The organism is Mycetocola sp. TRD_SC_2, assembly GCF_055361225.1.
In genome coordinates, this window is sequence record NZ_CM143954.1 from 1,943,021 (window position 1) to 1,955,906 (window position 12,886).

A 12,886-nucleotide genomic window follows, 5' to 3' on the forward strand; every position below is an offset into this window, starting at 1 on the left:
ACGCCCGCAGGGTTGGACCGGTCTCAGTCGTCGGTCGGCTGTTTCCGCCAGCGGATGCCGGCGGAGATGAATCCGTCGATGTCGCCGTCGAAGACGTTCTGCGGGTTGTTTACTTCGTGCTCCGTGCGGAGGTCTTTCACCATCTGGTACGGGGCGAGAACGTAGGAGCGCATCTGGTCGCCCCAGCTCGCGGTGATGTTTCCGGCGAGCTCTTTCTTCTTCGCGTTCTCCTGCTCGCGCTGGACGAGAAGGAGCCTCGATTTCAACACGCGCATGGCCGCGGCACGGTTCTGGATCTGGCTTTTCTCGTTCTGGCAGCTGACGACGATGCCCGTCGGCAGGTGGGTGATGCGCACGGCGGAGTCCGTCGTGTTGACCGACTGGCCTCCGGGACCCGACGAGCGGAACACGTCGACCCGGATGTCGTTGTCGGGGATGTCGACCTCTTCGGTCTCGGGCATGAGCGGAACGACCTCGACCGCGGCAAAACTGGTCTGGCGCTTGCCCGCGGAGTTGAACGGGCTCATCCGCACGAGGCGATGGGTGCCTGCCTCAACGCTGAGGGTTCCGAAGGCATACGGCGCGTCGATCTCAAACGTCGCCGATTTGATGCCGGCTTCTTCGGCGTAGCTCGTGTCGAGCACCTTCGCCTTGTACTTGTGCTGCTCCGCCCACCGCAGGTACATCCGAAAGAGCATGTCGGCGAAATCAGCAGCATCAACGCCGCCGGCTCCCGCACGGATAGTGACGACGGCAGCCATCGGATCGTACTCACCATTGAGGAGGGTCTGTACCTCGAGGTCACCGATCTGCTTCTGCAGGTCGATCAGCTCGGATCGAGCCTCGGCTGCTGAGTCCTCGTCTCCCTCGGAGATCGCGAGCCCGACAAGAACTTCGAGGTCGTCGAGCTGGTTCTCGATCGAGGTGATTCGGGCGAGCTCAGACTGACGGTGGCTCAGGTCACTGGTGATCTTCTGCGCTTTGTCGGTGTCGTCCCAGAGGTCCGGCACACCCGCCTGCTCGCTGAGGTCGGCGATCTCTGCACGCAGCCGGTCAATGCCGACGACTTCGCGAATGTCAGCGAAAGTGGTGCGGATGGCTGCGATCTGGTCGTTCAGGTCTAGATCTAACATGTCTCCTCCAGCTTACCGTCCGGCGCGTTGCCCCCGCGGGTCGGAATAGACTCGAAGCCACCATGGCAGACGGCAAACAGGACTTCAGCATCCGCTCCGTTGCCATCGTCGTCTTCGTTCCGACGCTGTTGTTCTCCATCGGGGAGGGCGCGCTCATTCCGCTGATTCCGATCGCGGCAACGAACCTCGGAGCGAGCCTCGCCATCGCCGGTGTGATCGCCGGCATGCTCATGATCGGTGAACTCGTCGGCGACATCCCGAGCGGCTGGCTCGTCAGCCGGATCGGCGAACGCACCGCGATGATCGGAGCGGCTTTCCTCTCGATCCTCGCCGCCCTCGGTGCGGTCCTCGCCCCGAATCCGTGGGTACTCGGAGCATCCGTCTTCGTCCTCGGGCTCGCGACGGCGGTCTTCGCCCTCGCGCGCCACGCGTTCATGACCAGTTACGTGCCCATCCGGTACCGGGCACGCGCGCTCTCCACCCTCGGCGGCGTGTTCCGGGCCGGGTTGTTCATCGGACCGCTGATCTCAGTCCCCGTGATCCACCTCACCGGCGGTGCCCAGGGCGCCTTCTGGATCATGGCGATCACATGCCTGGCCGCGGTGCTGATCCTCGTGCTCATGCCCGACCCCGAGTCATTGTTCGGCCGTGTCGATCGTTCCCGCCGCGGCGCGAAAGCGGCGCAGTCCGCCGACGACCCGCACGGTCTGTTCCGGACCCTGTGGTCGTTCCGCGGGGTACTCGCCCGGATGGGGTCCGGTGCCGCTCTCATCGGAGGAATGCGCGCCGCGAGGACGCTGATCCTCCCGCTCTGGGCGGTGAGCCTCGGGGTGAGCGAAGCGAACACGGCACTCATCATCGGCCTGGCCGGCGCTCTCGACTTCGCGCTGTTCTACGTGAGCGGGCAGGTGATGGACCGGTTCGGCCGGATCTGGAGTGCCGTACCGTCGACGCTCGGACTCGGTCTCGGGATGCTGCTGCTCGCCTTCACGCACGACGCACAGAACGCCGTGGTGTGGTTCATCGTCGCGGCCGGAGTGCTCTCTGTCGCGAACGGACTCGGGAGCGGCATCCTCATGACTCTCGGCGCAGACCTCGCGCCTCCCGGTCGCCCGGCACCGTTCCTCGGCGCGTGGCGATTCACCGGTGACGCCGGTTCAGCGACGGCCCCCCTCGTGGTGTCGGGTCTCACAGCGCTCGTGTCCGTGTCGTTCGCGGCCGGAGCAGTCGGGGTTCTTGGCATCCTCGGCGCCATTCACCTCGCCCGGATGATCCCGCGGTACATCCCGGCTCGTCCGGGCCGTTAGCGCTGCGACCCCCACGCCGTCCCGCTGAGGATCACGACGCAGATCAGGGTGACTCCAGCGATTCCGGCGAAACAGCTGGCCATCGCCACCAGTCGGCCACGACCGGCGGATGCCGTGAACCGGGCCACGACGAGTGCCACGAAGAGCAATCCAACAAGAACGAGGCCGACCCAGGCGACCGTCGGATTCAGCGGCACCAGGGCGAGCAGGACTCCGACACAGATGACCGTGAGGATGGCACCGAGAACGATCCAGACCAGACCGTTCGAGGTGGTGAGGGCCGGTTGGTTGCGTACCCGGGTCGGGTCTGTGTCCTTGCCGCCTGTCGTCATCCTTCCCGCCAGTCATTGCTCGTGATGTGTGAACCGCCCTGCGGGCCCATTTGCAGCATGCCACCGTCGACCACCCACGATGCGCCGGTGACGTAGGCGGATGCCGTCGAGGCAAGGAACGCGATGACAGCCGCGACCTCACGGGCATCCCCCGGCCGTCCAAGCGGAACACCGGGGCGATCCTCGTTCCGCGGGTCCTCATCGGTCTGGCCGGTCATCGGTGTGGCGATCTCGCCGGGAGCCACCGAGTTCGCCGTGATCTGGTGTTCGCCGAGTTCCAGAGCCGCGGTCTTGATCAGCCCGCCGAGTCCGTGCTTCGCAGCGTCGTACGCGCTCGATCCGTAGCGGGGCTGGTGTTCGTGCACGCTTGTCACGGCGATGATCCGGCCACCATTGCCTGCCGCGATCATCCGCCTCGCCGCTCGCTGGATGCAGACGAACGCGCCGTCGAGGTCTGCGGCCACCGTGTGACGCCACTGGTCCAGGGTCATGTCAACGAGGGGAACATTGTCACCGGTCCCCGCATTGTTGACAAAGACGTCGAGGCCTCCGAGTTCGTCCGTCAGCCGGTCAAGCGCGTCTCCGCAACCGTCCAGGTCTGTCGTGTCGAGCTGCGCCACGACAGCGTTCCGGCCCAAGGCGCGAACTTCCTTCGCCGTGTCCTCCGCGCCCTCCTGATCGGTGTGCCACGTGATGCCGATGTCCATCCCTGCTTCGGCGAGCGCCACTGCCGTCGCTCGGCCGATCCCTGAATCGGAACCGGTGACGATGGCGAACTTCGGGTCGAATGTCATGCGAAACCTCCAGATTGAGTCGGTTCCTCCACGCAACACCAGCCGGTGACCCGTCTCAAGTCCCTTGACAGTCAGGCAGGAACCTCGACGCGAACTGCGGCGAACAGGTTGGCATGCCGAGGGCCGCCGCCTGTGCCGCCGTCTGGGCCGTCGCCCTCTCACCAGCGAGAAGGTGGTCGGAGAACGCTGGCGAGTCAACGAGGTGAAACGCCAGCTCCCGCTCGAAGCGTCCGACCACCGAGTCGATCTCGGCCTCGGGGATTCCCAGTCGCCCGGCGAATCGTCGCTCCAACTCACCCGCGTTCGAACCCACCATCGTGCTGAGTCGTGTCAGCGGAGACTCCCCGCGCCGCGCGCTCTGCTCGAGCTCACGCTCGGCGGGAAGCGGGGCCGCGAGCAGCGACGCCGCGTCGACGATCCCCGTGCCATATGCGGCGGCATCCCATCCCTCCGGGATGCGGGAGCCACCGTTTCTCAGAAGAAACAGGAACACCTCCTGCACTCGCGCTCCGTAGCGTTCCTTCAGTGCCGCCGGGCCGTGGTGCGCGAGCCAGAGAGCCGCCACCCCGGCGAGGTGGGTGGCGGCATACGACGTTCCGGACGACCGCTTTACCTGCGGCGTCGGGATGCCGTCCTCCCATGTGAAGTCCGCGACGTGAACGCCCCACCCGGGAGCGCTGACGTCGACCGCTCGCCCCCGCGACGACAGTGGCCAGGTCCGGTCGCCGGGGCCGATTGCTGCGGCAGCGAGGCAATTCGCATAGGACGCCGGGGCGACGACGATGCGCACGTTATTGCCCGCCGCCCCGATCACGATCATGCCGTCGGCCACCGCCCGATCGATGGCGGCGCGGAGGCCGAAGAATCCGAGACCGCCGACGCTGATCGACACCACGTGGCATCCGGAGACCCGAGCATGCTCCACCGCTCGCGCGACGTCGCTGTCGAAGAACTGCACGACGCTCTCGACCGCTCGCAACGGCACAACCTTCGCGCCCGGCGCTACCCCGACGATCCCGGTCTGTTCGCTCCCCCGCCCGACCATGACACTCGCCGTCGACGTACCGTGCCCGGGGAACGACGATGGCAGCGGAAGGGTGCCGGGGTCGAGAAGGGGGTCGAGAGCGTCGTCATCATCGTCCAGAAAGTCCCGGTCGATCGTGAGGTCAAGCGCATCGACGCCGAGATTCGGGTGCAGCGTGTATCCCGTGTCCGGGTGTGCAATACGGATGCCTGCTCCTCGCTCCGGCGAGATGCGCCAGGCCGCATCGCACCGGATCGCATCCCGTGCCCACCGCGCCTGCTCGCTCCCAGGCGGGCAATCAGAGAGGCCGAGAGTTACCGGCTCACGCTGCTCCCATGTGGGGCCGCAGACGATGAGCGGGACGTCCGCCTCAGCGTGCTCGACTCGACCGGAGTCGATCAGGTCCTGCGCCAAGGAGTGAGCTCGGCGCGCATACTCCGGCGTACCCACCCGCTCCTGGACACGACCGGAAACGAGCCACGTTCCGTCTGCATCTGCGAAGAGCGGAGCGGCTGTCCATCCGGGGAGCACATCGTTAAGGATGCCGGCGAGGGGGCTGTTTCCAGCCGGCCTTGTGGCGCATCGAATCCCAATCCGGATCTCGCTCGCCCGCGGCGACGTCGGTCCCTGCCCGCCCACTATCCCGCCCCCGCTCACTCCCCCGGAACGTCTCGTGACCGGAGCCTAGCGAGGCACGCCGCCGCGCGGCAATCACTGGAACACCGAACGCGCCACGGCCGTCACTTCGAGGCGGATGCCGTCGGGGACGAAGAGCGCGAGAACCGGTGGGCGCCACGCTGACGACACGGTGACGGTGGCGCTTCTGCCGTCGGATGAAGCGGCGTCCTCGAGCTTGAGCGCATCGAAGGTTCCGACGGGGTTCTCCTCGAGGAAGTCGCTGACCGATGCCCGTACCGCAGGTGACCGGAGTGTGAGCGTCGGCTCACCCGAGTCAATCGCGACCGACGACAACTCGAACGCTTCGGCCCCGACGAGGGCTGCGGCGTCGGCGAGGCTGTAGAGACGCTTCCGCTCAAGATAGAGCGACGTCGCGGCCGTGACCATCAGAATCAGCAGGAGCGACAGCGCACCGTAGAAGATAGCGAGCAGCAGGGTCGAGCCCTCCTCGTCCCTCGCGCGCGGCAGCATCCGGTTCATTGCTCCGCCCAGAACCGGGACACCTGCTGCCGCGCCGTCGCCTGAACCGGGATGCTCGCTGCCTGGGCCAGATCGAGGACGTCGGGAACGAGCGGCAGCGGCACATCGACTCTCACCGTGACGGTGACGACGGCGTTTCGTGCGGGGCAGTCGCCGGCTGCTCCGCTGCAGGAGACCACAACCGACGCCGTGTCAGGCGAGATTCCGTAGTCGGAGAGACCGAAATCAATCGCCCGAGCCGCACGTTCCGCCGCTTCCTCCGGGTTCGGCGCCTGGACGAAGACCCGAGCGGCCTGCCTCGCTGCTCCCTCGACGGCGAGGGCGCCGCCCTGGACTGCGGCGAGCGTGAGAACGAGGTACACGAGGGGAACGAGAAGAATGAGACCCGCGGTCACGAACTCCAGGGCAGCCGACCCGGTCTCGTCATCGGTATATCGGCGAACGAGCCCGCACCACTCAGTCGTCGAGCGTTTCGACTGCGGCATGGCCGCTCACCTCCAGGGCATTCTCCACACCGATCAGTCCGAGCACCGGAAGCCGGGTAACGACGCGGATGTTGATGCTCGGGTGGCCGAGGAACGTCCCGGATCGTGCCGTCACGTCTCGCGCATAGTCTGCGCCAATCGCGGTCGTGATGAGCTCTCTCGTTCGTGCGACCCCGTCGGCTGGCTCGTTGTCGGCGAGCGCCGCGAACCGGGCACCCTCCGCGGCGGCGTCGATGACCGTGTTCCGGATGTGCAGCGCCAACCCAAGCTGGAGCACGGAGAGGGTGAGCGCGGTGAGGAGCACGGCAACGAAGGTGAATTCGACGACGGCGGACCCGTCGTCCCTTGCCCAGCGCTCCCGGGGCATCCGTTACATCCCCGAGACCCTCGCGATGGCCTGCTCGAAGATCTGGCTGAGGGCCGGACCCGCGAGGCTCCAGATCAACACGACAAGACCCGCGGTCATGAGCGTGATCAGCACCCAGCCGGGTACGTCTCCTTCGTCATCGCTCAGCCGGGAGGTCATCGACCGGCGCCAGGTGGTGAGGGTGTTCATGGAATGCTCCTTTTCGTTGTGGGACACAAGTCGCTTTCAAAAGCCGGATTGGAGGACGAACACGCCGGGGTAGATCGCGAACAGGATGGACAGCGGGAGGATGAGAAAAACGAGCGGCACGAGCATGGCGACCTCCTTCTTTCCGGCGACTTCGAGCAGGCTTCGCTTCGCTTCGTCGCGGGCGTCCTGCGCTTGCGCGCGCAGCACTTCGGCGAGGGGGGAGCCACGTTCGAGGGCCGCCGCCAGTTGCTCGACGCAGCGGGTCAGCGCAGGAAGGTCGACCCGCCGCGCGAGTTCGGCGAGCGCAGTTGCGACGGGGATGCCGGTGTTCACGGCCCCGACGACGTCACGGAACTCTCCGCTCAGTTCGCCGGAACTGACTCTTCCGACGCGGCGGAGCGAATCGAGGATGCCCTCACCGGCAGACAGGCTCAAGCTCAGGAATTCGAGGACGGTGGGAAGCTCGGCCGAGATCCGGCTCAGCCGGGCCCTCGCAGCACGCTTCAACAGGCTTTCGCGTGCGACGGCTCCCAGCAACCCGCCCAGAACAGGAGCGGTCGCGATGACAGCACCCGGGAGTGTGCCGTTCACCGCTCCGAGGGTGGAGACGAGGGCGCCGACCGCCCCTCCCCCCAGGGCCCAGGCGAGTTGCTCTCCCCGGAACCGGTGGACGCTCGCGTTGCTTCCTGCTTGCGCGAGCCGGTGCTCGATTACCGCATTTCCGCCGAGAAAGCGCGCCAGCAGTTCGATCATCCGGTGGGCGGTCGGCGCAAGCAGTGTGCCGAGGATTGGGAGCGGGTCCACCATTCTCTTGACGGTGAACAGCCGAGCCGCTTCCGAGACATCGACGATGTATGGCGCAACCCGGTCGGCGAGCGTTGGACCTCCCATCCTCGGCAGGACAGCGAGCACCGACCAGACCCCGACACCGAAGAGCACCCCGAAGACAATCCCCCACGCAACCGTTGCGCTCACTGGAACCACCGTTTCTCCTGCGGCAACCGGCCGACAGACAGCATGACGCGATATGCGACGACGGAGACGGCTGCTCCCCCGGCGATGAGGAGAGCGCCGCCGGATGAGTTGTACGCAAGGGCCGCCTCGGGTCGGGTCGCAAGCAAGAGGAGGATGCACCACGGCGCGGCGACGCCGAGCTTGGCAGCATTCCGGATCCACGATTGACGCGCCTCGACCTCCGCGCGGATCGCGAGGTCTTCCCTCAGGTAGGCAGCGAGGCTCCGCAACACAACGGTGAGATCTGTGCCCCCGACATCGCGAGCCATCCGGAGGGTTTCCAGAATGCGGTCGGGAACGGGGTCAGCGAGCGACTCTTTCAGCCGATCGAGACAGCCACCGAAGGACCCGGTCCGACGGTAGTCGGCTTCGAATGCGCTGAAGTCGGAGCGGAGTGCTTCAGGACCGCTCGCCGCCAGACTCACCACCGCGTCCGGGAGTGCCAGACCAGACCGTACAGCCCCAACCAGGTGATCGACCACATCCGGCCACAGCGCCCGGTTCGCTGATCTTCTTGTCCTCGCTCTCCATGCCACGAGAAGGGCGGGAGCGGTCGCGCCCACCAGCGCGACACAGAGCGACAGAGCGCCGACGCTGAGCAGCGCCTGGGTCAACGATCCGCCGACGACTGCCAGAACCAGAGACACCACGACGAACACCGCTGGAGGGACACGTCCGAGGCCAGCGAGCGCGAGTGCAGACCGAAACCTGTCGTTCCGTGGCCGCACGCGCGCTGCGCCGCTGCTCCTCCGCGGGAACAGCCAGGGCGAGGCAACGAGCAGGCTTCCCGCAGCGAGCAGGCCTCCCAGAGCGAGAGCGATCATCGCGATCTCCGAAGGATCGCGGCCGGGTTGAGACCGGCATTCTCGAACTTGACGAGCCGTGTCGGGTGGCTGCCGGTCGCCTCGAGTAGCCCGTTCTGCATGGTGAAGAGCGCGCTCGCCTCGATCACCGAACCGTTGAGCGTCCCGCTGAGCGCGAGGATCTGGGTGACACGTCTGGCACCGGAGCGGTCCATCTCGCAGTGCACGACGATGTCGATGCATCCCGCCACAGTCGGTTGCACGAAGGAAGCGTCGATGTTTCGGCCGGCGAGGAGCGGCAGGGTGCACAGCTTGACGAGGGCATCTCGAGCAGAGTTGGCGTGGATGGAGCACATGCCCGGGATGCCGCTGTTCAGGGCGATCAGCAGGTCGAGGCTTTCTGCCTCACGGACCTCCCCGACGATGAGCCGGTCAGGTCGCATCCGCAGCGCCTCCTTGATCAACCTCCGAAGGGTGATCTCGCCTGTGCCCTCCAGACTCGGCTGCCGGCACTGCATCGCGACGACGTCGGACGCGGTGAGGTCGAGTTCAAAGGTCTCCTCCACGGTGACGATGCGCTCGGTGCGCACGCTCGAGAGCAGTGCGCCGAGCAGGGTTGTCTTGCCGGCCTGCGTGGCTCCGGAGATGAGGATGTTCTGCCCGGCGAGCACGCAGCACCTGAGGAACTCGGCGGCCTGCACGCTCAGCGACCCACCCTCGACGAGGCTGGCGAGATCGCGTACTCTCCTGCTGAACTTGCGGATGTTGACCGCCATGTGGCGTCGTGTGACATCCGGAATGACGACGTGCAGCCGGGACCCGTCGGGCAGCGAAGCGTCGACGAACGGAGAACTGAGGTCCACCCGCCTGCCGGTAGTCTGCAGCATCCGCTCGACGAGATCACGCACGCTGCTCTCGGTGAGAACGGTGTTCGTCAACTCCGGGATGCCGTTCCTCGCGACGAACACACGAGTGGGTCCATTGATCCAGATCTCCTCGATTTCGGGATCATCGAGGTAGGGCTGCAGCGGCCCGAACCCGGTGAGGGATGCCACCACCTCACGTTCGGTTCCTGCCTCATCGCTCAGGAGAGGCAGAGCACTGCCGAGGGCTCTCTCGCTGTAACGCCGAACTTCCTCCTGCACATAGTGCTCTGCGAGACCGTTGGGACCTGCGAGATCGACGCCCTCGCGCCGCACCCGGTCGCGGACGCGGTTGGTGATGATCTCGGCGGCCGACGTCATGGGAAAAGTCTGCCGAAAGCATCCGCCGTCCGTTCGGGTTATCCACAGGGCAGGGTGGTCCCCAGTTTTGGGTCACAGGTTGCTGAGGGTGCTGCCCCTAAACTGGTTATCGTTCGCGGGAGTGGTGAAATTGGCAGACACGCAGGATTTAGGTTCCTGTGCTTTCGAGCGTGTGGGTTCAAGTCCCACCTTCCGCACAAATGGTGGCCGTCCGGCCACGCAGAGTGACGACCGACGGAGTAGCGGCTGCCCATGATTTCGACAGGACTCATCCCCTGGCTCGACCCCGAGAGCATCATCAGCGCCGCGGGGCCGTGGGCCCTCGTCGTGGTGTGCTTCATCGTCTTCGCGGAGACCGGGCTCCTCGTCGGATTCCTCCTGCCTGGCGACACCCTTCTCGTCATCACGGGAATTCTGACCTTCCATGGGATGCACACGGCGGGTGACGGCGGACTCGACCTCGACATCTGGTGGGTGGCGCTGGCAATCGGTCTATCCGCCTTCGTCGGAGGCGAAGTCGGATATCTGATTGGGCACAAAGCCGGCCCCCGGATATTCGAACGCAAGGAATCGGGCGTCTTCAGCATCAAGAACGTTGAGCGCACGAACGCGTTCTTCACCCGCTTCGGCGGACTCGCCGTCATCCTGGCGCGCTTCGTGCCGATCGTGAGAACGTTCGCACCCGTTGCTGCGGGCGTCGGCCATATGAACTACAAGAAGTACACCTTCTACAACCTCGTCGGCGCGATCATCTGGGGTGTCGGCCTGACCTACTTCGGCTACTTCCTCGGCTATATCCCGCCCGTCGCCACGTTCGTTCAGGAGTACATCGACGTCATTCTCATCGGTGCCGTTGTCCTCACCCTCATCCCGACGATCTGGCACTACGTCCAGTCGAGCCGCAAGGCGAAGCGCGCAGAGGCCGCCGGTGAGGATGTCATCACGGATCCTGATGAAGCCCGGCAGATGGTTCTCGACGCCGAGACGTTCGAGAAGAAACCGGAGCTGTAGACCGCCGCTTCTACGAGTGCTGCTGGTGCTCGTGCCCCGCGTGTTGCGCCGGCTCGAGCTGGAACGTCGAATGGTCGACGTCGAAATGGTCGGCCAGACATTCGGAAAGCGTGTCGAGCATCCGTCCGGTGCGTCCCTCGGCGAAGACCGCCGCCTCGACGACGACGTGAGCGGTGAACACGTGCTGCCCGCTCGTGATCGACCAGACGTGCACATCATGTACGTCGAGTACGCCGGGAGCGTCACGGATGTGGCGCCGGATCAGATCGACATCGGTCTCGACGGGCGTTGACTGGTTGAGCACACGCCAGACGTCGCGAAGCAGGACCCACGCGCGGGGAAGGATGCCGGCGGCGATCACCAGCGAGGCGATGGCATCCGCCTGCACGAATCCCGTGGCGAGGATGACGAGGGCTGCGACGATGACCCCGATCGAGCCGAACAGGTCACCGAGCACCTCGAAATAGGCGCCGCGCATGTTGATCGACGTCTTCGCCGACGCACGGAGGATCATCATCGACACGACATTGGCCACGAGTCCAATGACGGCGACGAGAAGCATCGGAACGCCGAGCACCTCGATCCCCGACGGATCGAGCAGGCGGGAGACGCCGCTGATGCCGACTGCCACGGCAACTGCGAGCAGGATAAGCCCGTTGAGCAGCGCTGCGAGGACCTCGACCCGGCGATAGCCGTACGTATGCCTCTGAGTCGCTGGGCGCAAGGCGATGCCGAGGGCGACGAGAGCGATGACGAGACCGGTGAGGTCGCTCAGCATGTGCCCGGCGTCTGCGAGAAGCGCCAGCGACCCCGTGAGGATGCCGCCGATCACCTCGGCGACGAGGACGACGGCGACGATGGTGATGACGACACCGAGTTTGCGCCGGTCGGTGGTGTGCTGGGCGTGATCGTGTGTCATGGTTCTTCCACGCTAAGCCCGGCAGGGCGTTGTGGCCCAGTTGAGCGCTCAGATAGGAATGATGGCCATTCTCAATCCTGCGCAGGCTCGAGGAGAGCGGGCTTCACATCGCGCACGATCGACTCGAGGATCCGGGCGTTGAACTCGACGCCGAGCTGGTTCGGCACCGTCACAAGGAGAGTGTCGGCGGCAGCGACGGCCTCGTCCTGCGCCAGTTCCGCAGCGATCTGGTCGGGCTCGCCGACGTAGCTCCGGCCGAAGCGTGCGAGTCCCCCGTCAAGAATGCCAACCTGGTCTTTCGCCTCCGCCTGCGCCCGGATACCGAAATAGTGCCGGGTCTCGTCATCGATGAGGGGAATGATGCTGCGGCTCACAGAGACAAGCGGTTCCCTCGCGTGACCGGCGTCCCGCCACGCATCCCGGTACATCCGGATCTGTTCCGCCTGAAGCTGGTCGAACGGCACTCCGGTGTCCTCGGTGAGGAGCGTTGAACTCATGAGGTTCATGCCTTCCTCCGCTGCCCACACCGCCGTGCGGCGCGACCCAGCGCCCCACCAGATGCGGTCTTCCAGTCCCGAAGAGCGTGGTTCCACAGCGAGAGGCTGCGCAAACCCGGTCATTTTCGGATCCGAGGTTGCGACGGCGTCGCCCGCGATAGCTGCACGGAAGAGGGCGGTGTGCCTGCGTGCCAGGTCGGCATCCGTCTCTCCATCGCGGGGAACGAACCCGAACGACTCCGCCCCGCGGAGCGCTGTCTCGGGTGACCCCCTACTGATGCCGAGCTGGAGTCGTCCGCCGCTGATGAGGTCGGATGCCGCGGCCTCCTCGGCCATGTACAGAGGGTTCTCGTAACGCATGTCGATGACACCGGTACCGATGTCGATGGTGCTGGTTCGAGCTGCGATCGCCGCGAGCAGCGGGAACGGTGACGCGAGCTGCCGCGCGAAGTGGTGCACCCGGAAGTAGGCCCCGTCGACGCCCACCTCTTCAGCCGCGACCGCGAGGTCGATCGACTGGAGCAGTGCGTCACGTGCGGTTCGTACCTGCGATCCGGGAACGGGCTGCCAATGGCCGAACGAGAGAAAACCGATGCGCGTCATACCGGG

General features: G+C 65.9%; 15 protein-coding genes and 1 tRNA gene. 3 read left to right on the top strand and 13 right to left on the bottom strand.

Features of this window, described 5'->3' with window-relative positions:
- Positions 1-23: 23 nt before the first annotated feature.
- Complete coding sequence (prfB, locus tag ACWA1Q_RS09350) at positions 24-1,133, bottom strand: peptide chain release factor 2 (RefSeq protein WP_463756874.1); 1,110 nt, start codon at positions 1,131-1,133, stop codon at positions 24-26.
- 62 nt (positions 1,134-1,195) lie between these two features.
- Here prfB and ACWA1Q_RS09355 point away from each other — a divergent pair, with 62 nt between their 5' ends.
- Positions 1,196-2,440, top strand: a complete 1,245-nt coding sequence (locus ACWA1Q_RS09355) for an MFS transporter (protein ID WP_463756875.1) — start codon at positions 1,196-1,198, stop codon at positions 2,438-2,440.
- Here ACWA1Q_RS09355 and ACWA1Q_RS09360 read toward each other — a convergent pair.
- The 10 genes from ACWA1Q_RS09360 to ACWA1Q_RS09405 all read right to left on the bottom strand — a co-directional run bounded on the left by ACWA1Q_RS09360 (position 2,437) and on the right by ACWA1Q_RS09405 (position 9,850).
- Positions 2,437-2,772, bottom strand: coding sequence for a hypothetical protein (locus ACWA1Q_RS09360; RefSeq protein WP_463756877.1), 336 nt, complete (start codon positions 2,770-2,772; stop codon positions 2,437-2,439). The two genes, ACWA1Q_RS09355 and ACWA1Q_RS09360, sit on opposite strands and share 4 nt — an antisense overlap.
- Positions 2,769-3,566 (bottom strand): SDR family oxidoreductase, encoded by a 798-nt coding sequence (locus tag ACWA1Q_RS09365; protein WP_463756878.1) that lies wholly within the window; start codon positions 3,564-3,566, stop codon positions 2,769-2,771. The genes ACWA1Q_RS09360 and ACWA1Q_RS09365 overlap by 4 nt, the downstream gene beginning before the upstream one ends.
- 55 nt (positions 3,567-3,621) lie before the next feature.
- A complete protein-coding gene (locus tag ACWA1Q_RS09370; protein WP_463756880.1) occupies positions 3,622-5,121 on the bottom strand; it encodes a S8 family peptidase in 1,500 nt (499 codons plus the stop codon).
- Positions 5,122-5,301: 180 nt separating this feature from the next.
- Entirely contained in the window at positions 5,302-5,748 is a 447-nt protein-coding gene (locus ACWA1Q_RS09375; protein ID WP_463756881.1) for a pilus assembly protein TadG-related protein, read from the bottom strand.
- The gene (locus ACWA1Q_RS09380; protein ID WP_463756882.1) at positions 5,745-6,233 is read right to left on the bottom strand and encodes a hypothetical protein; all 489 of its coding nucleotides are present in this window, start codon (positions 6,231-6,233) and stop codon (positions 5,745-5,747) included. Before ACWA1Q_RS09380 ends, ACWA1Q_RS09375 begins: the two co-directional genes overlap by 4 nt.
- Positions 6,205-6,600 carry a TadE family protein gene (locus ACWA1Q_RS09385; protein ID WP_463756884.1) on the bottom strand — a complete coding sequence of 132 codons (396 nt, stop codon included), beginning with the start codon at positions 6,598-6,600 and terminating at the stop codon, positions 6,205-6,207. Before ACWA1Q_RS09385 ends, ACWA1Q_RS09380 begins: the two co-directional genes overlap by 29 nt.
- Before the next feature lie 3 nt (positions 6,601-6,603).
- The gene (locus ACWA1Q_RS09390; protein ID WP_463756885.1) at positions 6,604-6,789 is read right to left on the bottom strand and encodes a hypothetical protein; all 186 of its coding nucleotides are present in this window, start codon (positions 6,787-6,789) and stop codon (positions 6,604-6,606) included.
- A gap of 36 nt (positions 6,790-6,825) precedes the next feature.
- A complete protein-coding gene (locus ACWA1Q_RS09395; RefSeq protein ID WP_463756887.1) occupies positions 6,826-7,764 on the bottom strand; it encodes a type II secretion system F family protein in 939 nt (312 codons plus the stop codon).
- On the bottom strand, positions 7,761-8,627 hold the full coding sequence (locus tag ACWA1Q_RS09400) for a type II secretion system F family protein (RefSeq protein ID WP_463756888.1): 867 nt from the start codon (positions 8,625-8,627) through the stop codon (positions 7,761-7,763). Before ACWA1Q_RS09400 ends, ACWA1Q_RS09395 begins: the two co-directional genes overlap by 4 nt.
- Positions 8,624-9,850: a CpaF family protein gene (locus tag ACWA1Q_RS09405; protein WP_463756890.1), complete on the bottom strand. Its 1,227-nt coding sequence runs from the start codon at positions 9,848-9,850 to the stop codon at positions 8,624-8,626. The genes ACWA1Q_RS09400 and ACWA1Q_RS09405 overlap by 4 nt, the downstream gene beginning before the upstream one ends.
- A 115-nt stretch (positions 9,851-9,965) precedes the next feature.
- Between ACWA1Q_RS09405 and ACWA1Q_RS09410 the strand changes: the two genes are divergently transcribed.
- A tRNA-Leu gene (locus ACWA1Q_RS09410) sits at positions 9,966-10,047 on the top strand.
- Positions 10,048-10,102: 55 nt separating this feature from the next.
- A complete protein-coding gene (locus ACWA1Q_RS09415; protein WP_463756892.1) occupies positions 10,103-10,861 on the top strand; it encodes a DedA family protein in 759 nt (252 codons plus the stop codon).
- Between the two features lie 10 nt (positions 10,862-10,871).
- Here the strand turns inward: ACWA1Q_RS09415 and ACWA1Q_RS09420 are convergent, their stop codons facing one another.
- Together ACWA1Q_RS09420 and ACWA1Q_RS09425 are read right to left on the bottom strand one after the other, a co-directional pair.
- Complete coding sequence (locus ACWA1Q_RS09420) at positions 10,872-11,780, bottom strand: cation diffusion facilitator family transporter (RefSeq protein WP_463756894.1); 909 nt, start codon at positions 11,778-11,780, stop codon at positions 10,872-10,874.
- 71 nt (positions 11,781-11,851) lie between these two features.
- Positions 11,852-12,880 carry an LLM class flavin-dependent oxidoreductase gene (locus tag ACWA1Q_RS09425; RefSeq protein ID WP_463756895.1) on the bottom strand — a complete coding sequence of 343 codons (1,029 nt, stop codon included), beginning with the start codon at positions 12,878-12,880 and terminating at the stop codon, positions 11,852-11,854.
- Positions 12,881-12,886 lie beyond the last annotated feature (6 nt).